Here is a 21366-nt window from a genome sequence, read left to right as displayed (position 1 = left end):
GTTCCTTGAGTGCAATTGCAATTACACCATGCGCTAGACTGGGAGGAGAACCTGCAACAAATACCTCCACACAGAGCAGCCCACATACCCAACCACAGACACAATAAGTTGGAGTTTTCATGACGGAATCCACCGCACAAGTCCCACGCTTAATTTCCTACGACGACGTCTATTCCGCGTTCACCCCGTCCGATGCGGTCGCAACCCTACGCCAGACGCTGCAAGATGGATTCAATCCAGCCAACGATCAATCACGCTCGGCCATTCCCGTCGAAAACGGCGAATTCCTCATCATGCCATCGACCGCCTCCAGCGCCTTCGGCATCAAATTGCTTTCGGTGGCACCTCCCGGATACCAGGACAATCTGCCACGGATTCAAGGCTCGTATGTGCTTTTCGACGGCACCTCGCTGAGCCCGAAAGCGCTGATCGACGGCATCGCGATCACTAATTTGCGCACCCCGGCTGTCTCGATCTCGTGCACCTATGATTTCTTTGCCGACGAAGACGCTACCTCGCCACTGCGCGTAGCCATTTTCGGCACCGGGCCGCAGGGCCGCGCGCACGCTGCAACCGTAGAATCGACTTTCCCACAGCGCGACTGCTCCATCACCTTCATCTCGCGCACCGAACCAGATGCACTCGATGATTCCTACCGCTGGGCTCAAGCGGGCAGCGCCGAAGCCCGTGAGGCCACCCGATGTGCTGACCTCATCCTGTGCACCACCACTGCCGCAGAGCCAATCGTGCATAGAGACGACGTTGCCGATAATGCTGTGATCGTCGCAGTGGGCTCGCACTCCCCCGATGCTCGAGAATTATCCACCGATCTAGTGGCAGCATCACACGTAATCGTCGAAGACATGGAAGCCACCCTGCGTGAAGGTGGCGACATCATCCAGCCGTTGAACAAAGGCGCAATCAAGAAAGACGACCTGTTCACCTTCGCCGACGTCGTCAGCGGCAAGGTCACCATCAAGCGTGATAGGCCGATCGTCTTCAAATTCACCGGCATGCCATGGGAAGATCTCGCACTCGCGGAAGCAATCGCCGACAAGCTCGCTTCGCAGCATTAAATCCACCGCAGCTGCCCCTTGTATGCTTTAACCATGGTCAACGCCCAGATTCCCCAGATTTCTGCTCGCACAACATCACTGCGCGAGCAAGTCTCTGAGTCCATCCGCGCCGGCCTAATCACCGGTGAACTCGCCCCCGGCAAGATCTATTCTGCGCCACAATTAGCGGCACAAATGGGGGTTTCTGCCACTCCGGTACGCGAAGCCATGCTCTACTTCGAACGTGAAGGCATGGTCACCAAAATGCGCAATACGGGCTACAAGGTCACAGAGCTTTCCGACGAGATCCTCGACGGTGCAGCCGAAGCCCGCATCCTGCTAGAAGTCCCGACCATGGCGAAAGTCGCCCGCAACTGCACCGGTGAGATCGCAGAGCATGTCGAAGGCTTGCGCAGCCTTGCCCACGAGCTTAACGACGCCGCCGAACGCGGAGATTTGGTCTCCTATTTGCAAGCTGATCTGCGGTTTCACTGCGATTTCCTGGCATTGGCGGGCAACCCCGTCATCGTGGAAACCGTCTCTAGCCTGCGCACTCGCAGCCGCGTGACCGGGTTGCGTCGTCTAGCGGAAGCGGACGCGCTGGTCGCTAGTTCGCGCGAGCACGAAGCCATGATCGATGCGGCCTTGGAACGAGATGCCAACGCGATGGAAGCCATTGTGCGCACCCACATCGGGCACGTGCGCAAGGAATGGGCCGTGTAGGTTTCCCGCCGCCCGCAGTGTGCACCCGCAGTCCCGCCACCTGCGGGGTGTTAGCTGTTACGCTGCCTGCCCTGCTGCAGCTTCGCGTTGGTTTTCGCGGTCGCTGGCGCTGACCACGGATCTTCCGGCCACGGGTGTTTCGGATAGCGCCCGCGCATCTCTGCACGCACCCCGGAATACGGCCCGGACCAAAAACTAGCCAGGTCATCGGTGATCGCCAGCGGCCTTCCCGCAGGCGAAAGCAAATGAAATTGCACGCGCTTTCCGCAATACACCGGCGATTCCGCCAACCCGAAACACTCCTGCAACTTCACGCTCGCCACCGGCTTCTCGCCTGCCCAATCCAAGCGCACCGTTCTTCCCGACGGCACCGGCATCCGCGCTGGCGCCAACTCGTCCAAACGGCTCGCTTCCGGCCACGGCAATAACCGCTGCAGCGCAGGGTACACATCAATCTGGGCAATCGGAGTGCCCGCAGCAATCTGTTCCAGCTCCGGCGCCAACCACTCTTCCGGATCAGCAGCATCCACATCCGGCCACGGCGCGCCGTAGTGCTCGTGCAGGTGGTCAAGCCGCTGGCGCAGATTGCTTGCCGAATCCGACCAGTCGAACAACCCCAGCCCGTGCTCGCGAATCCCGGCAGCCAGTGCCTCCGCTGCTTCGTCGCCACTGACCTGCACCGGGGTCGACGACAGCTCAATGGCTCCTGCTAACCGGCGCTGACGGCCACGGACCTTGCCGCCCTCAACGTAGGCGGTGGTGACTTCTTCTCCCCCGATCGCCGCCAGGGCATCGGCTTCTGTGATCCGCGCAGCCGAGCGGATGATCGCATTCCCGGCATTCGACAGCGAAATTCCCGCTACCGCCAGCCAGGGGGCACCGGCAAGCCCAGAATCATCCAACAGGCGTGCTCGGGTGCCACTGGCCAGTAAGTATTCGCGTGCGCCGGCACGTGCAGCTGCGCCGGAACGCAAACCTTCGCCAGCACCAGCACCGGCTGCACCGGCTGCTCCGGATACTGCCCGCGCTACCTGTTCCGGGAAGGCGGCTGCAATCACCGCACCGGGATCGGCTGGACCTAAATCCGGGACGAGGCCCGCCAGCCGCTGCACCAAATGCTGGTGCGCGCGGGCGAGGGCGATATCGCCGCGGGGATCGTCATCAAGCTTGGCGACGATTTCTGCAGCCCCGGCGCCATAGCGCAGTAAGGCCGCACCCAGGCGAGGATGCGTCGGCAAGAGAGCTAATTGTTTGGTCGCACCAATGCGCTTTAAAGTCCGCCGGGCATCGGCCAGCGCTGCGGCGGGCGGTTGATCGAGCAGCGGGAAATCATCGTCGGCACCCCAGGTATCCAGGAATAACGCGGCCTGGGTCAGATCAGCGCGCACAATCTCCGGGGAAATATGCGGCGGAAAATGCTGGTAATCGTCCTGCGAATAGCAGCGCACGACGGCACCTGGCCCTTCACGCCCGGCGCGGCCTGCCCGCTGATCCGCGCCAGACTTCGACGTCGAGGCCGTGACCAGTCCCGACATCCCGCGCTGTGCATCGCGACGCGGCAGACGCGCCACACCAGCATCGACGACGGCACACACTCCGGGCACGGTCAGCGAGGATTCCGCGATCGAAGTAGCCACCACGATGCGCTTGGTGTCGGTGTACAGCGCGCAGTCTTGTTCGTCGCTGGTTTGTTGTCCGTGCAGCGGGAAGACGGCGGTGTTGGCGTCGACAAGCGTGGAAAGTTCCGTGCATACCTGGTTGACTTCCCGCACGCCAGGCACGAAAACCAGTGTCGATCCCGAGCATGCCGACGACTGCTGCGCCGCTTGCTGTGCGACGTGGCGGTAGAAATCACGGCTGCCTTCGGCACGCCCCGGCGCGGGCGCATAGGTGATCTCCAGTGGATGGATGGCTGCTTGCGTAGTGTGGATTGGTGCATCCATCAGCTCGGCAAAGCGCTGCGCATCGACGGTGGCGGACATCGCAATGACGCGGAAATCGTCGCGCAGTTGCGCCAACTCTAAGCACATGCCCAGCACCAGGTCGGTGTCGAGCTGGCGCTCGTGGACTTCGTCGATAGCAACTGCTGCCACCCCCGGAAGTTCCGGATCGCGCAACAGGCGGCGCAGTAAAACGCCCGGGGTGACGAATTCGACGGCCGTGCCGGGTGCACTATCCCCGCGGACCGCATGCCCGACGAGCTCTGGGCGGCCAGAAAGTTGGCGTAAGCGGTTGGCTGCTGCGCGCACGGCGACGCGACGGGGTGCGGTCACGATGATTTTGCCTGCACCCGGCTCTGCTTGCCCCGCTGCATGATTCGCGAGCGCGGGCGGGATCAGAGTGGTCTTACCGGTGCCAGGTGGGGCCTGCACAACGACGTTGCCGTCGGCAGGCAGGCTGTCGATGGTCTGCGCGACGGGCAGGCCTTCGCCGATGCGGGTGAGATCAAATATGCGCGTCATAGTCGACGCATATTCTAGTGGTTTTACCAGGAGCCAATTTCGTCGGCATTGCCAGCGGACCAGGTTGCCCAGTCAATATTCCAGTCGCCCAGTCCGTCGTAGCCAGACAAGGTGCCGCCGGCGGTGTTTTTCACTTCAATAACGTCGCCACGCTTGACGGTGTTGAGGAACCACTGTGCATCGGCATCAGTGACGTTGATGCAGCCGTGCGAGGTGTTCTGCTTACCCTGCGCCCATACTGACCACGGTGCGCCGTGCACGTAGATGCCGGAATACGACATCTGTGTGGCGAAATTGACCTCCGTGCGATACGAGCCCTCGCCGGTCAGGCCGAAGGTTGTCGAGTCCATGACTAGCTCGTTGTGCTGATCGCCCACCAGGTAGGTGCCGTTCGGGGTGGGGTATTCCGCGCGCCCCAAGGAAACCGGAACGCTGCGCAGTGTCTCGCCGTTCCGGGTGACGGTCATGGTTTTTGTGTTGTTGTCTACGACCGCGCGCACATCATCGCCGATGGTGAAGTTCGCAGAATTGTCCTTGCTGCCCCACATGCCGTTGCCCATGTCGACGCCATAGATATTGGCCTCGACGCTGACTTTGGTGCCCGGTTCCCAGTACTCTTTCGGCCGCCAGCGCAGCTCGCTGTTGCTGATCCAATAGAATGCCCCGACGGTGTCGTTCGAGGTCTCGATGGTGATGGCGTCTTGTACCGCCTGGCGGTCGTAAACGGTGCTGGCGAAGCGGAAGTTGATGGTCTGGCCGATGCCCACTGTGGAATCCGGAAGCGGCACCATCGACACCGCGGACTGGCTGGTGGGCTGTGGCGTGGTGAAACTTACCGAGGTGGTGTTGCCTTCTACATCGGTGGCCTCAATCGTGTAGCTGCGGTTATAGCCGAGGACTTCATCGGTTTTCCAGGTTTTGCCGTCGTCGGAAAGCACGGATTCGACCTCGTAACCGACTTCATTGAGCATGGTGACGGTCTCGAGCTTGTTTTCGCCGGTGACCTCGACGGGCACGGTGGGATCAACGTTGGTGGCGCCATCTTTCACGCTTACCGACGGTGGGGTTTCCAAACTCTGGCTTTCGGCTGCCGACGAATGCTGGGTATCGGCACCGGAATCCGCGCAGGCAGTTAAGCCCAACACCAACCCTCCGAAGACGAGGACGGATAATGATTTGGACCGGAAGGTCAACGCGGATCTCCTTTCGCAGCGGGCGGCTGCAAACATTGTGGTGTCAGAGCATTCTGGTGTTAAAGCGCCGTGGTGTTAGGGCACTGTGGTACCAGCCGATTTTTCTCGGCAAAGCTAACCAGACCGGCTGTGCACAACAGACGGTTTCAGAGTGGGGTTCCAAGAAGACTAACGCATTATCCCTGCATTCACAGCACGTATGCGGGGTGAGTTACTCATTTGAAACCGAATCGTTGTATTAGCGCCAATTTATTGATTGCTCGTTAGTATGATCGCTACTTTTTCGATCTGTGTTACACGCAAAAAGCGCAGCTCAGGGTGCCGATTTTTCTTATTCTAGAATCGCTGCTAGAGTACTTATTCGTTGCGCACGATACGGTGCACACACCGGATGTGCAACAGTGAGAGACAAGAATTGTCCCTCACGCGCCATTAGCTCAATTGGCAGAGCAACTGACTCTTAATCAGTGGGTTCGGGGTTCGATTCCCTGATGGCGCACAATAAAAGCAGGTCACGTGGTTGTGAATTCAATCACTTGGCCTGCTTCTTCGTTTTCCATTGCACTTTCTTCTGCGCGGGCGTGAGCCCCGCATAACCGGGTTAAACGACACAATCTATTGTTTAGGCCGATTAACAACAGAAAAGCGCTCGCAAAGTTAATAGCTTCAACCGCTAGCCTAATAGCTGCGGTAGTAGGATACCGTAGCCTAGACAAGCGAAAGAAGTAACCTTAGATAGACCTCTGAGGGTCGGGGTGTCCGGGGTGTGACCCGGGCATCTTTTATCCTAGCAAAGGAATTTTCACCATGGAACGCTCTATCTATCTCATGACCGCAATCTGCGCTAGCGCGGTACTAATCACAGGTGCCAGCGCGTGGGTGCTTATCCCACTGGTAGCCGTGGCAGGAATTACTTACGGGCGTGCCCATGCCTAACCCCATTGATCGTGTCACTAGTGCCAAGTCTGTCTATAAACAGGCAGAAAGCGCACTAGCTAAACCGCGGAGCGCGACGCTCCACAAAAGCCTGCACACCTTCGCGGTGGCCATCAGTGCGTAACAATTTCGGTTGTTGCTCAGCCTCACTCGCTAATGCTTGCGACAGGCGTGTTAGGCAGGCCACATTCACTCCCCGCTTAGTAGCAGCCAGGGCTTCTTGCGAAGCCATCTGCAACGCCGCCGCACATTCTCTCGCCGCATCCAACGCACCACCGTCGTCGACAAGCTCAACCAACCCCGCCTGTTGCGCGGCCGTAGCGGGCAACGGCTGCTGCAGCAACGCCATTCGCATCGTTACCGCCCTGCCCAACGCGGCGGATAAGGTCTGCATCGCCCCGCCGTCCGGAAGCAGGCCAATGCGCCCAAACGGGAGAACGAAAAATGCACTACGCCCAGCAATCAACAGATCGCAGGCCAAGGCCAACGACGCTCCCACCCCGGCTGCGGCACCTTCGATAGCCGCGATAACGGGCACGTCAGCATTGACGATATTCGTGATCATCGCGTTGAGCTCACCCATAGAATCCCGGACTTGCTCGTCACTGGCTGCACTCAACGCCTCGCCTGCTGTGAGATCTAGGCCCGAACAAAAGTGCTCGCCCGCGCCGGTGATGATGATGGCGCGGACGGAATCAGTTGCCGCGCATTCGGCTACCGCTCGCGCGACCTCACCAAAGGCGGTGTGCGTGAGCGCATTGCGTTTTTTCGGGTTGACCAGCTCGATAATGGCCAGGTCGCCGTTGATTTCCTGCTGAACGAGGTTATGCACTTGAACCTTCCAGAGATTTGCTGCGTGTATCCGTGCGACAAATATCAGCGCGACACATATCTATACGACACATCACGCGATCTTGCCTCACACCACACTAGCAATGTTCAAGTGACTCACAACACATTAACGCAAAATACATTAACGCTGCGGGTCGGTTTTCTCCGCGGAATCGTCCCAGTCCTCCCAGTTATCGGGACGCTGCGGCTGGTCTGGGTCCGGGCAATCGTCGTCATGATAGCGATCGTCTTCGCGCTCGGTAGCAAACGGCGCGGATTCCTGCTCGTTGACGTGAATCTCCGTGCCATCCACCCGGCGGTAATCCGGCACGTGATCGTCCGGGTCCACAATCGAGATGCGGAAGCCTTTTTCTTCTAACAGGTGCATACCCTCTTTGAGCAAATACCTGCCCATTTTGCGGATTCCCGAGACCCGCGTCATATCGAAAATAACGTGGTCCCCGGAAATCTCGTGCTGCGAGAGCTCATACAAAATAGATTCCGCAGAATTGAAGTTGATCATGCCTTGCAGCGTGACGACGGTGTCTTCCTGGTATGTCACAATCGAGCGCACCGCATCCACACCGGCGCGGTCATCGGCTGCCATCAAGTGCAAGCCCATATCCTGCGAAAGCAGCTTGAAAATCCGCACACCACGCACGGAATTACCGTATTCATTCAGCCGCGGCGAATATGACGCAAACCCCAACTGGCCCGGCAACGTACCCAGCAGACCACCCGAGACACCAGATTTTGCAGGGATTCCCACGTGCGCCATCCAGCGACCAGCTTGGTCATACATGCCCGCCGAGCTCATCACTGCCAGTGTCAACCGGCACACATCCGGATCCAGCACCCGCCTGCCATTCAGCGGATGCTTACCTCCGTTGGCCAACACGGCAGACATAAATGCCAGGTCGCGTGTGTTCACGATGATCGAGCACTGAGCGGTATAACTGACAACCGCATCGTGGGCATCGTCCTGAATGATGTCGTAATTACGCAGCATGTGCGCCAGCGACAGATTACGATCCGCGAATTTCAGCTCGGATTCACACAAGTCATAATCCACCCGCAGCTGCCGGCACGCCATCTCGGAGAGGAAGGAACGAATCATTTCGATACGGTCTTCCACCGTGGCTTCCGTGCCACCAATCAGCTGGGTCACGGCAATCGCACCCGCGTTAATCATTGGGTTCACCGGACGGTGGCCTTCACGGTCCAAAGAAAGCTCATTGAAGGCCTCACCCGATGGTTCCATGCCGACGATTTCGCTGACTACATCAATGCCGTGCTCCTGCACAGCCATGGCGTACACGAACGGCTTAGAGATCGATTGGATGCTGAATTCCACCTCGGCATCACCGGCACTATAAATATGCCCGGTGGTGGTACACATGGCCGCACCCAAAGCATTCGGGTTTTTATTCGCCAATTCCGGGATATAGTCGGCATTCGCGCCTGCGTCTTTGTAGCGGACCTCGTCCAGGATGGTGTCGAGGTAGGAAGAAATAGGTGCTTTCACAATCACTCTCCTGGAAAATTCAATCGAAAACTAAAACAGCGGCAAAATCCTGTGCCAGGATACGCGTTCCGCGCCCGTGAACAAACAGCCGGGAGACTACTAGACTGGAAAAGTATGAGCGAGAACACTGATAACCCAGAAAACACTGCGCACACCGCCTTGATCGTCGTCGATGTGCAAAACGATTTTTGCCCGGGAGGTTCCCTAGGCACGGAGCGTGGCGACGACGTCGCAGCGCGCATTGGCGCACTTGATACCAGCGGTTACGGCCACGTGGTAGCCACCATGGACTGGCACATTGATCCCGGCTCGCACTTTGCCCCGGAAGGTGAAGAGCCGAATTTCACCACCACGTGGCCAGTACATTGTGTCGCTGATTCCCACGGTGCACAGCTACACCCCGGTGTTAGCGACATGGAATTCGACGCAATCTTCCGCAAAGGCGAATACACCGCGGCATATTCCGGATTCGAAGCCGCAAATTCCGAGGGCACCGGATTAGCCGAGTGGTTGAACGAACGCGGCATTACGCGGGTGGATATTGCAGGCATTGCCACCGATTATTGCGTGCGCGCAACGGTACTGGATGCCTGCACGCAAACAAAAGCCCGCGTGCGCGTGCTGCGTAATCTCTGCTCTCCAGTAGCTGAAGAAACAGAACGCAGCGCTATCGAAGAGATGCGCGACGCGGGTGCGGAGATCGTCGACTAGCCACTGCCAACGAAAGCTGCCGACGAAAGTGCCGGGCAGCCGTCGTCAAGCTAAACGTCGTATTCGACAATCATGCGCTTGAGCTCTTGAATATCCTTTTTACGCTGACGGCCTTTAAACACGTTGAAGGCAATGCCAGCGGCAACCACCGCGCCGATACCGGCCAAGACTTTTTGCACCTGCGGATCCTGCAGCTTTTCCAGCACGTTGGATTTGGCATCGTTGACTAAATTGGAAGGCTTGGTGCGCTGGGCAAGCTCGTCGAGCGTTCCTGCCAGTTGCTTGCGGGTGCGCTCAATATCACGCTGAATATCGTCAATTTTACGTGCCACGTGCACTCTCCTATTAGTTCACTGCTCACAGTTGCGGGAAAACCCGTAGTAGACCTACACAGTTTCCTCTTATTTGTGTTAGCTAGTCTACGTCACACTACCCGCCAGCGCCTACCCGACGGCCTGCCAAGCCGGTATGGTGTTAGGCATGAGCAATATTCAACTTGGCGTAGGAGATGCTGCACCCGATTTCGAGTTGCCTAACGAGGAGGGCGGCATCACGAAACTTTCGGATTATTCACGCGTATTGGTCTATTTCTACCCCAAGGCCAACACCCTAGGTTGCACCAAAGAAGCCTGCGATTTCCGTGATTCGCTCGGCCAGCTCAACGACCTCGGCATCGACGTCGTCGGGATCTCCCCGGACAAGCCGGAAAAACTCGCGGAGTTCAAAAAAGATCACGACTTGAACTTCCCGTTGCTTTCCGACGTCGACAAGAAAGTCATGGAAGCCTACGGCGCTTTCGGCGAGAAGAACAACTATGGCAAAAAAGTCCAGGGTGTTATCCGTTCGACCTTCCTGGTCAACAACGGGGCGATCTCGCTGGCGCAATACAACGTGAAAGCCACCGGTCACGTCGCTCGCGTGGTGCGTGACCTGCCGGATCTCGAGAGCTAACCTCACCAGGGCCTGCGGCGCATTCCGCGGCCCTATAAGCAGAGACTTCACAAGACAAGGCGGGTAGGCAAGCCGATGTCAGAAATTCTGGTGCCGCGGCGTCGGCCATCCCAGGCGCGTAGTCGGGAGCGTTTTCATCGCATCCTGCAGGCTGCGCGCAGCGTGCTTGTCGACGTCGGCTTTGAGTCTTTCACCTTCGATGAAGTCGCCCGGCGCGCCGAGGTGCCGATCGGCACCATCTATCAGTTTTTTGCGAATAAATACGCGATGATCTGCGAACTTGATCGCGTCGATACCGCGGAAACCGTCGGCGCGCTGCAATCTTTTTCTGCGCAAATCCCGGCGCCGCAATGGCCGGAGGTGCTGGAAGGTTTTATTGACCACATCGCGCAGATGTGGAGCGAAGACCCTTCGCGTCGTGCCGTGTGGCATGCGATCCAGTCCACGCCGGCTACGCGCGCTACCGCCGCTGATACGCAGCAGGAGATGCTGGCGATTATCGCCCAGGCGCTGCGCCCGCTGGCACCAGAGATGGATGCCGCCGCACGCGATGAGCTCGCCGGGCTGCTTGTGCACACGGTGGTCTCGTTGATGAACTTTGGTGTGCAGGGCGATGATGCCGCGGCGTTTGCCCGCACCGTGGACGAGACCAAGCGCATGCTGGTCGCCTATTTGTTCAGCGTGGCGACGATTTAGCGCGCAACGCTCGCGCGCAGTGGGTTGGGCACAGTGATTTAGTCTGAGTCTGACGAGTCTGCGTCGGACAATGCGGAATACAACACGCAGGTTGCACTCGCGTAGTCACCGTCGTGGCTAATGCTGATGCTGTGCTCGAACTCGCCGATGCTAGCGGTGAGTTCAGCTGCTAACTGCGGGCTAAAATCCAGCGCGAGCCTGCCCCAGCGATCCGGGCGCACCGTGATCGCCGACCACACGATCTCTTCTTCGCGCAACCACGGCGGGCTACCATAACGCGCCTGCGCCCACGCTTTGATAAAGGCCTCTTTCGCGGCCCAACGCCCAGCCAGATGCACGTATTTCCCATGGGCGCTAGCCCTGGCGCTGCGCCACTCAAAATCGCTAAACACCCGGCCGAAACTCGAACCGGGAGTCTCTAATTGCTGTTGCAAACCAGGGACGTGCACCAGATCAGTGCCGATCGATACCCGCATTTATTGCAACCCCGCGACCGTATGAAACATAGGCACCCCAAGCTTGTCGACGCACGCCCGGAACTCTTCCGGGCTGGACTCACCAATTCCCGTCGGCAAGCTAAACCAGAGGTTGGTGCCGGTCACGCGCGGTAGTTCCTGCAAGTTCAGGCTGGTCGCTAGGTCGGGGTTTTCGGGTAGTGCCCCACCGATCAGCCCGGCTACTTCAATGTCGGCTGCATCGGCGGCACGCACGGTCAGTTCTGCCATGTTCAAACTACCCAGCCCGGTGCTGGTGACGACCACGATTTTCTCGCCGAGATCCTTCGCTAGATCCAGAACCGTGAACTCACGCCCTTTGCGGTCAGTGCCCAGGCGCACCAGCAACCCGCCGGCACCTTCAACCAGGCACACACCATGCTCTGCGCGATAATCCGAAATCCACTGCCCCACCTCATCACGATCAGCTTGGGCCATCCCGGCGCGCGCAGCAGCAAGGTTCGGCGCCAATGGATCTGGGTAGCGGCGATACGTAGCACCGGAAACACCGGAGAATTTTTCGATCACCGCTGCATCGTCATCGTCACCGGTCTGCAGGGGTTTCAGCACTGGTTGTTGCCAGGCCCAGCCCAGCGCAGCAGCCGCGATGGTCTTGCCGACACCGGTTCCCGTCCCCGTAATGATCATGGCTGTAGCTCCTCTGCAGCATCACGGCCGCATGCGGCAACAATGCGCGCAATCGCCTGACAAATCTTGGCGACCTCTACGCCGCTGCAAATATACGGCGGCATCGTGTACACCAACCTGCCGAAGGGGCGGATCCACACCCCTGCATCGAGTGCGGCTTGAGTCGCGATCGCCATGTCCACGTCGCGTTCCATCTCTACGACACCAATCGCTCCGAGCACCCGCACATCGGCCACACCGGGTTGCTCACGCAGTGGGCTAAGCCCGGCTACCAGCTCAGATTCGATGCGGGCAACTTGGGCACGCCAGGCACCTTCACGGACCATCGTGGTCGCTTCTGTAGCCACCGCACACGCGAGCGGATTCGCCATAAACGTCGGGCCGTGCATCAACGCGGCAGGCTGCATAGTTTCTGCGACTTCTTGGGTAGCAAGCGTAGCCGCCATCGACATGAATCCGCCGGTCAGAGCCTTGCCGACGCACAAAATATCCGGAGTGATGCCGGCGGCGTGCGTCGTAAAGAGGTCGCCGGTGCGCCCAAAACCAGTGGCGATCTCGTCAGCGATCAGCACGATTCCATGGCGCGTGCACAATTCTCGGATGCCGATGAGCAATTCGTGATCGTGAAAACGCATCCCGCCTGCGCCCTGGACGACGGGTTCGATGATCATCGCGGCGACCTCATCGCTCATGGCTGCTTCCACGACCCGCAGATATTCTTCCCGCTGCTGCGCGGTGGCGCCGCGAGTCGGTGGTGCTGGCACGAAGATCTGTTCTTTCAAGGTTCCGCTCCACAGCGAGTGCATGCCACCGTCGGGGTCGCACACGCTCATCGCTTGGAAAGTATCGCCGTGATAGCCCGAGCGCCAGGTCAACAACTTGGTGCGCTGGTTCTGTGGGCTCGCAGATGCACCTGCCGCGCCCCGGGCATATTGCAGCGCCATTTTGATGGCGACTTCCACTGCCACCGAGCCAGAATCCGAATAAAACACCTGCTGGTAGCGGTGCTCGGTCAGTTCCAGCAAGTTGCGGGTCAGCGTGGCCGCGGGTTGGTGTGTCAGCCCGCCGAACATCACGTGACTCATCGCGTCGATCTGGCGCTGGGCAGCGGCGACGAGCCGTGGGTGTGAGTGCCCAAAGCACGCAGCCCACCACGAGCTCATGCCATCGATGACCCACTGCGACTCATCGTGCAACTGCTCCCGCGACTCGTCGGCAGCTGAGTCGGTATCGGCAACTGAGTCTGTATTTGCGCCGTCGACGTCGCCAGCACAGTTGTCGTCGACAAGCTCCAGGTACACACCATCGGTGGAGCGCACCACGCGGGTCGGTGCTCCGGGTGCCGCGTAGGGATGCCAAATGTGTTGGGCATCAATAGCGGAAATCTCGCGTGCACTTAGTTCCTGTTCCTGGTCGCGCGCAACAGACACAGCAGACACAGCAGATGCGTTGGACGCGTGAGACACGTGAGATGCATCGGACACGTTGGACCCGTTGGACACTGTTATTATCCCCTGCAAACTTTCAGCTATTTATCTCGGTTGCTTTTCGCTCGCGCTACTTATCCCCGTCGGCACTGAGCTTCGACGAATACAACACGTTACGCATGCCGTCGAAAAGCTCGCCCATGCCTCCGGGGTTATTCGGCATGAACATGATATTCGAGGAGCCATTGCCAGCGACATCGACCATCGCGTCCAGGTACTGCGAGACCAACATGAGCACCTCTGGTGATTCTTCAATTCCGGCCGCACGCAGCAATTCATACTGTGCCGCGATACCTTCGACGATTTCTTTACGCTGGTCAGCAACACCACGGCCCTGTAGACGGCGGGCCTCAGCTGCACCTTCGGCTTCTTTGACCATGCGGATCTTTTCGGCTTCCGCCTGCGAGACGGCGGCATCGCGCTCACGCTGGGCGGCGTTGATGGCGTTCATAGAATCACGCACTTTGGCGTCGGGTCGAATATCTGTAACCAGGGTGTTGACGAAGTGCCAGCCGTATTCCGCCATGTTGTCGCGCAGCGATTCCGCAACGTTGCGGGCAATATCATCCTTGGAGGAAAACGACTCGTCCAACTTCATTCCCGCCACCGACGAGCGCACATTGTCCTGCACATAAGCGATGATCTGCTGCTCATGGTTAGACAGCAGGTAGTAAGCCTCGCGCTCACGGCCTTCGACAACTTGGTATTGCACGGCGACCGGGATCTGCACGAAGACGTTGTCCTGGGTTTTGGTCTCTACCATCACGTCCAGCTGCTGCACCTGCAGCGAAATCCGATCTCGCACTCGGTCGACGAACGGGATTTTGATGTTCAACCCCGCGTGCGCGACATGGTGGAACTTGCCCATGCGTTCGATGACGGCGGCTTGGCGGGTTTGCACAGTGAAGATTGACGACGTGGCCGCGAGGAGCAATAAAACAATCAGGATCCCCAGGGCAGAGAGCAAAAACATGAGCGCAACCTTTCAGTCTGGTGCATGGTCGATCTGGTACATGCTAAGCACAGCGCCGGTGCTGCATGGCGATGCAGCTACACGACGATGGTGCTACACGGTATGACAGCAGTACAAAAACCACAGCCTTTTCTTAGTCTCATCTTTCCATGCCGCTGTTGTTTTGGCACCCGCTGCCGTGAACGCTGCTGGTTTGGCACCCGCTGCCGTGAACGCTGCTGGTTTGGCCCCACTGCCAGGAGCACCCAATAGCACGCTTGCAGACAGCTACTGCGGCTGTCATCGTCATGCAGCAGCGACAACCGCGCCGCATGAAGAATCACTATTACAGTTTTATGTTAATTAAGACACATATTCCCATTTTTTCGCGTACCCTGTGAGCATGAGTTCAGCACAGCACCACTCGACCAGCACACAGACTGCCACTGCCACCGAACCGACCCGCGCCACACCAAAGAGCATTTTCGTTTCCGGTGGCGCGACGGGTATCGGCAAAGCCGTCGCCACGAAATTCCTGGATGCTGGGTGGGTCGTCGGCGCCTATGACATCGACGGCGACCGCCTGGAGCAATTCCAATCCGAATATCCGCAACTGATCATCGGGCACCTGGATGTCACCAATGCGCAGCAATGGGAAGAAGCCCTGTCACATTTCACTTCCTACACCGGCCGCACGCTGACGGTACTGGACAACAATGCTGGCGTGATCGGTTTTGGCGATATCACTGACCAAGACCCCGACCTCATCGCAGCGCAGATCACCATCAACTGCACGGGTATCACCTTCGGCGCGCGGGCGGCGCACCAGTACCTACGCAAGACTCCGGGCGCGCACCTGGTGAACATGGGCTCGGCGAGTTCCATTTACGGCCAGCCGCACATCATCCCGTATTCGGCCTCGAAGTTTTATGTGCAGGGCTTTAGCCAGGCACTCGAACTGGAATGGGAAAAAGACGATATTCGCGTGGTCAACATCATGCCGTTATGGGCGAAAACCAATCTGGCCAGCGGTGATGCGGAATCGATCAAGCGATTGGGTGTGAATCTGACCCCAGAACAGGTTGCAGACAAAATCTGGCAGGCCGTGCACCCTTCCAACCGACTGATCCGCAACCGCATCATGTATTCGGTGGGCATGCCGTCGTTGCTGATGCGTTATAGTGCCCGGTTTGCCCCGTCGATCGCGGTGCGGTTTATAAACAAACTGATCGCACAATAGCTCCACCATTGCCAGGCACAAGCCCTCGCACGGGGTAGCTAACGAGCACTAGAATGAGGTCATGCCTACCTGGAATGACCTCACCCGCAACAACCCTGCGCACTCGGAAAATTACGCTGCGCGCTGGAAACGCTTCGTCGCCGAGGGTAAAGACATCGACGGCGAAGCCCGCTTTATCGACGCACTAAGCCCCCGTAGCGCAAAAATCTTGGATGCTGGCTGCGGCACCGGCCGCGTCGGTGGCACGCTGCTCGAACGCGGCCACACCGTCGCCGGAATCGATCTGGACCCAGTGCTTATTAACCATGCAAAGCATGATTTCCCAAAAGGCGAATGGCACGTCGGCGATCTCGGCTCTGCCACGCTCTACGAACAACCAGAACTGGGACATCTGCGCGACAGCTTCGATGTAGTTTTCAGTGTCGGCAACGTGCTTGGTTTTATCGACCCGGCTGATCGTGAAAACGCCATCGCGAATCTCTATACCCCGCTGCGCCCAGGCGGTCGCGCGGTGCTCGCGTTTGGGGCGGGTCGTGGTTGGGGGTTCGGAGAATTCCTGGATTCATGCACCGAGGCCGGCTTCGCGCAAGACCTGTTGCTTTCCAGCTTCAACATCGAACCATTCGATACAGACTCCGACTTCCTCATCGCAGTTTTGCGTCGTCCCCGGTAGCAACCGTGTGCGCCTAGCGAAAAATAATTATGTTGGTTCAAACATGATCAGCTCTTTTCAGGTATCCCCAGGGCAGTACCCCCTGAACAAAATTTGGAAACATTGGATACGGAGAGAGGAAGAGGTGAGCTAGATCGAGCCAATTACCGGCAGCTAAAGCCCACCAGCAAGGCGACTGCATGGCGCCTGCATTGGTCGTACTGGGGTAAGAGCCAGGGTTTTGGGTCGGAACCCGGGGGTGACGAGATAATGGTAATCAAGGCAAATGCCTAGGAACAAAACCCGGGACACTTCACTTTTGTCGCATATCCCGCATATCTCCCGCTCTTGCTTCTTCACCTGCTTAGCCCATCGCCGGTAATCATGTCTATTGTGTCTTTTTTACAAATAGTGGACGAAAAAGGCCGGTTTCAGGTGGCCTATTTGTAAAAAAGACACATTACTCTGGTCGACGACCCGGCCAGACACATTTTTTGCTACTTAGCCCGCATACCCCACACTTCTTGCCTATTAACCCCAAAATACCCCCGCTACCAGCAAAAACACCTGGCACCGGGGGTAAAAATAGTGCGCCCGGTGAGACTTGAACTCACACGTCCGAAGACACTGGAACCTAAATCCAGCGCGTCTGCCAATTCCGCCACGGGCGCTTGCGAAAACTTAGTCTAGCGCACACCACCGCAACCGCCAACTTCGGCCACCAGTTAGGTAATCTTGAGGCCGTGAAGGACTCGCAAAATGACAAGCGCACCAAAATCCGCGTGCGGTGGTGGCACCTCGTCCTGCTCGCCATCGTCGTCATTTGCTTCTTCGGTCTCGCCTGGTGGCAGTGGACCCGATTCCAATCCGGCTCTGGAACCTTCCAAAACCTCGGATATGCCCTGCAATGGCCACTCTTCGCCGGGTTCGCCGTGTTCGCTTACCGCATGATCTTGCGCTACGAAAACGAAAAACTGGCCGAAGAAAACGATTCCGAAACCGACAACCAGCCGTATGTCGCAGACAAGCACAAACTGGACAAGACGGTGACAGCCATCGACGAAGAATTCCTGCCCACCCGACGCAACGACAACGTCGCAGCGTTCAACAAACTGGCAGACCCGTCGGCGCGCCGTCGTCAAGCACATCAGCAGCACCCTACAGAGAAAAAGGACAGCTAGTGAGCAAGCAAAAAACCATTAATCCCGAGCGCCAAAAACGCGTACGCACCGCGCTGAGCATCTTTTCGGCGCTAGCGTTTGTCACCGGCTTCTTCCTGCTGTTTTTGGTCGGGCGGATGTTCTGCGAATACATCCTGGGCCTGGAGATCCCCACCTGGGCAACCTTCATCGGCGTCGCCCACGGCTGGGTCTATGCCGGGTTCGTGCTCAGCGTGATCAACCTGGGGTTGAAGGCACGCTGGGAGCCGGTGAAATGGTTAACCACTGCCCTATCCGGTGTGGTGCCGTTTTTCTCCTTCTGGATGGAGGCGAAACGCCGCAAGGAAATCACCACCGAATTTCAGCTTGCCGACGTCCGCTAGCAACGGCCACGCCGTGACCGGCCGCTAGTTAATCCAGCAGGTCCACCAATACGGGAACCAGCTGGGCCAATGCCTTGCCACGGTGCGAGGCAGCATTTTTTTCTTCCGGGCTCAGCTGCGCGGAACTACGCGCCTGGGCAATACTACCGGCGCGCTCGATTTCTGCATCCGGAACAAACAGCGGATCATAGCCAAAACCATTCTCCCCGCGCGGGCTACACAACAGCTGGCCTTCCCAGCGGCCTTCCACCACGTGCTCCTGCCCATCCGGGGTCACCAGCGCGCAGACAGACACAAAGGCGCACGAACGGCGCTCATCCGGGACGTCAGCAAGCTGGGCCAACAGCAATTCATTATTAGCGGCATCGTTGCCGTGCTCGCCACACCAGCGCGCCGAGAGCACACCCGGCATACCAGCCAGCTCGTCGACGGCCAGTCCGGAATCATCCGCGATGGTGACCAGCCCGGTGTTACGCGCCCCGGCGCGGGCTTTGATCAGGGCGTTATCGGAGAACGTGCGACCATCTTCCACGGGTTCGTCGTAGGCCGGAGCATCCGCGGTGCCGATAATCTCCACGTCGCCGCGGCCTGCCAAGGCCTCGTTATCGGCGACGATACGCTGCAGTTCAGCGAGCTTTTTCGAGTTATTTGATGCGAGCAAGATCTGCACTAAACATCACCGCCCTGCGAGGCATCGTGCGCGTCTGCCTGGGCACCGTCACCGCTGGCACCGACAGCACCGGCAGCGCCGATTGGTTTCGCCAACGCCGCACGCTGGGCCTCGATCAACTGGTAGCAGCCTTGTTGTGCCACATCGAGCATCTCATCGAGTTCATCGCGGCCGAAGACACCGTTTTCGCCAGTGCCTTGGATTTCCACGAAATCGCCGTGTGCATCCATCACCACGTTGAGGTCAACCTCGGCGCGGGAGTCTTCTTCGTACGGCAAATCCAAGCACACGTGGCCATCGATGATGCCCACCGAGATCGCCGCGATGGGGCCCAGCAGTGGCTCGCCAGGCACCACGCCTTGTTCCTGCAGGACGGCAATCGCGTCGGCAAGCGCCACGTAGGCACCGGTGATCGCGGCAGTGCGGGTCCCGCCGTCGGCCTGCAAGACGTCACAGTCCAGGTTGATGGTGTTTTCGCCCAGCTCGCTCAGGTCCACCGCAGCACGCAGCGCACGCCCGACCAAACGGGAGATCTCGTGGGTACGTCCTTTGACTTTTCCGCGCATGGACTCGCGCGGCATGCGCTCGTGGGTGGCAGAAGGCAGCATGGAATATTCGGCGGTCAGCCAGCCTTCGCCGGAGAATTTCTTGAAACGCGGCACGCCTTCGGAGACCGAGGCGGTACACATCACGCGGGTATTACCGAATTCCACCAACACCGAACCAGCGGGGTTGGAGGTAAAACCGCGGGTAATGCGCACGGGGCGTAGTTCGTCGAGGGCACGTTGATCAGCTCGCTGAAAATCAGACATGACAGCAAGCATACCCGCGCTGGATCGGGTGCTGGAGCAAGTGAGATCGAGCTGCCAGCCCGCCTAAACCTCGTATTCGTCGCCAGGCCTTGCCACCGAAACCGGGCCGTCGTAATACTTTTGCGCAGCCTGCACCGTCGCCGCTTCATCGCCCCAGGGCTGCAGATGGGTAAGCACCAATGCTTTGGCCCCAGCTGCGGTTGCTAACTCGCCGGCATCAGCTCCCGACAAATGCATTCCGGATATCTTGTCTTTCGCGGTCGGCCCCCACGCGGCCTCGCACAAAAAATAATCGGCGTCACGGGCGCATTCCAGCAGCGCATCGGTATACGCAGTATCTGCCGAATATGCGATCACCTTGCCCGTGGTGTGATCAGTAATGCGCATCGCGTAGGTTTCGGTCGGGTGCACAGTGCGATACGGGGTGATCGTGGCCTGCGCAAAAACCTGGTCCACCCCGTGCTCGAAGGGGACAAAATCGAAGGTATCGGACAGGTCATCAACTTCGTCGAGGTTATTACCGCTCATGCGCCCCAGGTGCGTCACGGTGTGTTGCGGGCCAGCCAACCGGTGGCGTTCGGTGGCATGCCGGGTAGGGTGAAAACGACGCCAGACCATGAGTCCGGGAAAATCACTGCAATGGTCGGCATGCATGTGGCTAAGCACCATGTGGCACTGCCCTGGTTCAACGAGCTCTTGCAGCGCGGCAAACACCCCGGAACCAAAATCCACGATGATGGGCGCAGCGGATGGATCAGTAAACGTCAGCAAGTAGCCACTGGCCGGGTTACCCGGCGAGGGCACCGATCCCGAGGATCCAAGGACTGTGAGTTTCATGATGTCTATCCCAGTTGCATCACAGCTGCCACTCATACAGCGGCAACTTCTTTCTATAATCCTTTTAGTTTAGGCCGTGCCGACGCCTGGTGCAGATTGAGTGACCTCGCCCACGCCCAGGCCGAGAAAACGCTGGGAAAGCTCGGCGAATTTCTCCGGATCACCCGTGGATTCAAAAACCCGTTGTTGATTTTTGCCACTGGCCAGCAAGTCGAGTTCCGTCAGTTGCCGCAGCACGTCTTTGGCGGTTTCTTCTGCCGACGAGACCAAGGTGACATCCTCGCCGATCGCCAGCTGGATGACGCCAGACAGCAACGGATAGTGCGTGCACCCAAGCACCAGCGTGTCGACGCCGGCCGATTGCAGTGGTTCCACATAGCCTTGCGCGACCCCCAAGATTTGGCGCCCAGAAGTAATGCCCCGTTCGACGAAATCCACGAACGACGGGCAGGCCACCGCCCGGGCGCTAACCGCAGGGTTGAGACGGAACATGTCTTGGTAGGCACCGGATTTCACGGTTCCGCTGGTGCCGATAACGCCAATTTTGCCGTTGCGGGTGGTGGCCATCGCGCGGCGCACGGCGGGTTGGATGACCTCGACGATGGGCACGTCGTAACGCTCACGGGCATCATGCAAAAAGGCCGCGGTGGCGGTGTTGCAGGCGATGACCAACATTTTGCAGCCACGGTCGACGAGCTCATCGGCAACGCGTTGGGCATGGCTGCGCACCTGCGCGATCGGTAGGGGGCCATATGGGCCGTTGGCGGTATCGCCGATATACAGCACCGATTCATTCGGCAGCTGGTCCATGATCGTGCGAGCAACCGTCAATCCGCCGACACCGGAGTCAAAAATCCCAATGGGTGCTTCAGGGTCAAGCCGGGTGGCGTTGTTCGCGGTGGTCTCGGTAGTGCTCACGCTTGCGTAGTGTAGTCGCTACCGCTTGAC

Annotated in this window: 23 protein-coding genes and 2 tRNA genes; 11 read left to right on the top strand and 14 right to left on the bottom strand. The window is 58.6% G+C overall.

All coding sequences use genetic code 11. From position 1 onward, the window contains the following. Positions 1–119: 119 nt before the first annotated feature. On the top strand, positions 120–1076 hold the full coding sequence (locus tag U1140_RS08765; protein WP_369847258.1) for an ornithine cyclodeaminase family protein: 957 nt from the start codon (positions 120–122) through the stop codon (positions 1074–1076). Positions 1077–1109: 33 nt separating this feature from the next. Beyond that, positions 1110–1778, top strand: a complete 669-nt coding sequence (locus U1140_RS08760) for a GntR family transcriptional regulator (protein WP_369847257.1) — start codon at positions 1110–1112, stop codon at positions 1776–1778. Positions 1779–1828: 50 nt separating this feature from the next. On the opposite strand, the gene hrpB is transcribed toward U1140_RS08760, so the two are convergent. Both hrpB and U1140_RS08750 read right to left on the bottom strand, forming a co-directional pair. Next, complete coding sequence (gene hrpB / locus U1140_RS08755) at positions 1829–4231, bottom strand: ATP-dependent helicase HrpB (protein ID WP_369847271.1); 2403 nt, start codon at positions 4229–4231, stop codon at positions 1829–1831. A 32-nt stretch (positions 4232–4263) separates the two neighbouring features. Beyond that, positions 4264–5469, bottom strand: a complete 1206-nt coding sequence (locus U1140_RS08750) for a L,D-transpeptidase (protein ID WP_369847255.1) — start codon at positions 5467–5469, stop codon at positions 4264–4266. 390 nt (positions 5470–5859) lie between these two features. On the opposite strand from U1140_RS08750, the gene U1140_RS08745 reads away from it, so the two are divergent. Both U1140_RS08745 and U1140_RS08740 read left to right on the top strand, forming a co-directional pair. After that, positions 5860–5932: transfer RNA gene (locus U1140_RS08745), tRNA-Lys, on the top strand. Positions 5933–6240: 308 nt separating this feature from the next. Further along, positions 6241–6369 carry a hypothetical protein gene (locus U1140_RS08740; protein ID WP_369847253.1) on the top strand — a complete coding sequence of 43 codons (129 nt, stop codon included), beginning with the start codon at positions 6241–6243 and terminating at the stop codon, positions 6367–6369. Positions 6370–6424: 55 nt separating this feature from the next. Here U1140_RS08740 and U1140_RS08735 read toward each other — a convergent pair whose 3' ends face one another. Together U1140_RS08735 and U1140_RS08730 are read right to left on the bottom strand one after the other, a co-directional pair. Then, the gene (locus U1140_RS08735; RefSeq protein WP_369847251.1) at positions 6425–7201 is read right to left on the bottom strand and encodes an enoyl-CoA hydratase-related protein; all 777 of its coding nucleotides are present in this window, start codon (positions 7199–7201) and stop codon (positions 6425–6427) included. Between the two features lie 141 nt (positions 7202–7342). Continuing rightward, a complete protein-coding gene (locus U1140_RS08730) occupies positions 7343–8725 on the bottom strand; it encodes a glutaminase (protein ID WP_369847248.1) in 1383 nt (460 codons plus the stop codon). A 114-nt stretch (positions 8726–8839) separates the two neighbouring features. Between U1140_RS08730 and U1140_RS08725 the strand changes: the two genes are divergently transcribed. Further along, positions 8840–9436: a nicotinamidase gene (locus U1140_RS08725; RefSeq protein ID WP_369847246.1), complete on the top strand. Its 597-nt coding sequence runs from the start codon at positions 8840–8842 to the stop codon at positions 9434–9436. A 50-nt stretch (positions 9437–9486) separates the two neighbouring features. On the opposite strand, the gene U1140_RS08720 is transcribed toward U1140_RS08725, so the two are convergent. Then, positions 9487–9768: a DUF3618 domain-containing protein gene (locus U1140_RS08720; protein WP_369847245.1), complete on the bottom strand. Its 282-nt coding sequence runs from the start codon at positions 9766–9768 to the stop codon at positions 9487–9489. A gap of 148 nt (positions 9769–9916) precedes the next feature. Between U1140_RS08720 and bcp the strand changes: the two genes are divergently transcribed. Together bcp and U1140_RS08710 are read left to right on the top strand one after the other, a co-directional pair. Next, entirely contained in the window at positions 9917–10387 is a 471-nt protein-coding gene (gene bcp, locus U1140_RS08715; protein WP_369847244.1) for a thioredoxin-dependent thiol peroxidase, read from the top strand. A 75-nt stretch (positions 10388–10462) separates the two neighbouring features. Beyond that, positions 10463–11083, top strand: coding sequence for a TetR/AcrR family transcriptional regulator (locus tag U1140_RS08710; protein WP_369847242.1), 621 nt, complete (start codon positions 10463–10465; stop codon positions 11081–11083). Between the two features lie 38 nt (positions 11084–11121). Here U1140_RS08710 and acpS read toward each other — a convergent pair whose 3' ends face one another. From acpS to U1140_RS08690, 4 genes are all read right to left on the bottom strand, one after another. After that, a complete protein-coding gene (acpS, locus tag U1140_RS08705) occupies positions 11122–11559 on the bottom strand; it encodes a holo-ACP synthase AcpS (protein ID WP_369847241.1) in 438 nt (145 codons plus the stop codon). Next, complete coding sequence (bioD, locus tag U1140_RS08700) at positions 11560–12225, bottom strand: ATP-dependent dethiobiotin synthetase BioD (protein WP_369847239.1); 666 nt, start codon at positions 12223–12225, stop codon at positions 11560–11562. It lies immediately after the preceding gene. Then, positions 12222–13655: an adenosylmethionine--8-amino-7-oxononanoate transaminase gene (locus tag U1140_RS08695; protein WP_369847270.1), complete on the bottom strand. Its 1434-nt coding sequence runs from the start codon at positions 13653–13655 to the stop codon at positions 12222–12224. The genes bioD and U1140_RS08695 overlap by 4 nt, the downstream gene beginning before the upstream one ends. Before the next feature lie 127 nt (positions 13656–13782). Then, on the bottom strand, positions 13783–14685 hold the full coding sequence (locus tag U1140_RS08690; protein WP_369847237.1) for an SPFH domain-containing protein: 903 nt from the start codon (positions 14683–14685) through the stop codon (positions 13783–13785). Positions 14686–15067: 382 nt separating this feature from the next. On the opposite strand from U1140_RS08690, the gene U1140_RS08685 reads away from it, so the two are divergent. Next, positions 15068–15904, top strand: coding sequence for an SDR family oxidoreductase (locus tag U1140_RS08685; protein ID WP_369847236.1), 837 nt, complete (start codon positions 15068–15070; stop codon positions 15902–15904). Positions 15905–15965: 61 nt separating this feature from the next. Continuing rightward, a complete protein-coding gene (locus tag U1140_RS08680) occupies positions 15966–16577 on the top strand; it encodes a class I SAM-dependent methyltransferase (RefSeq protein WP_369847235.1) in 612 nt (203 codons plus the stop codon). A 568-nt stretch (positions 16578–17145) separates the two neighbouring features. Here U1140_RS08680 and U1140_RS08675 read toward each other — a convergent pair. After that, positions 17146–17227, bottom strand: a tRNA-Leu gene (locus tag U1140_RS08675). Between the two features lie 72 nt (positions 17228–17299). Between U1140_RS08675 and U1140_RS08670 the strand changes: the two genes are divergently transcribed. Both U1140_RS08670 and U1140_RS08665 read left to right on the top strand, forming a co-directional pair. Continuing rightward, positions 17300–17737 carry a hypothetical protein gene (locus tag U1140_RS08670; protein WP_369847233.1) on the top strand — a complete coding sequence of 146 codons (438 nt, stop codon included), beginning with the start codon at positions 17300–17302 and terminating at the stop codon, positions 17735–17737. Further along, positions 17737–18099 carry a DUF3817 domain-containing protein gene (locus U1140_RS08665; RefSeq protein ID WP_369847232.1) on the top strand — a complete coding sequence of 121 codons (363 nt, stop codon included), beginning with the start codon at positions 17737–17739 and terminating at the stop codon, positions 18097–18099. The genes U1140_RS08670 and U1140_RS08665 overlap by 1 nt, the downstream gene beginning before the upstream one ends. 28 nt (positions 18100–18127) lie before the next feature. Here the strand turns inward: U1140_RS08665 and U1140_RS08660 are convergent, their stop codons facing one another. The 4 genes from U1140_RS08660 to murI all read right to left on the bottom strand — a co-directional run bounded on the left by U1140_RS08660 (position 18128) and on the right by murI (position 21336). Further along, positions 18128–18769, bottom strand: coding sequence for a non-canonical purine NTP pyrophosphatase (locus U1140_RS08660; protein WP_369847231.1), 642 nt, complete (start codon positions 18767–18769; stop codon positions 18128–18130). After that, positions 18769–19581 (bottom strand): ribonuclease PH, encoded by an 813-nt coding sequence (gene rph / locus U1140_RS08655; protein ID WP_369847229.1) that lies wholly within the window; start codon positions 19579–19581, stop codon positions 18769–18771. Before rph ends, U1140_RS08660 begins: the two co-directional genes overlap by 1 nt. Before the next feature lie 63 nt (positions 19582–19644). Continuing rightward, the gene (locus U1140_RS08650) at positions 19645–20418 is read right to left on the bottom strand and encodes an MBL fold metallo-hydrolase (RefSeq protein ID WP_369847227.1); all 774 of its coding nucleotides are present in this window, start codon (positions 20416–20418) and stop codon (positions 19645–19647) included. A gap of 69 nt (positions 20419–20487) precedes the next feature. Continuing rightward, on the bottom strand, positions 20488–21336 hold the full coding sequence (murI, locus tag U1140_RS08645; protein WP_369847226.1) for a glutamate racemase: 849 nt from the start codon (positions 21334–21336) through the stop codon (positions 20488–20490). Positions 21337–21366 lie beyond the last annotated feature (30 nt).

Source organism: Corynebacterium drakensteinense (genome assembly GCF_041224285.1).
Classification (GTDB): domain Bacteria; phylum Actinomycetota; class Actinomycetes; order Mycobacteriales; family Mycobacteriaceae; genus Corynebacterium.
Note: the sequence above shows the minus strand (reverse complement) of the source record. Positions and strands in the feature narration are given on the sequence as shown.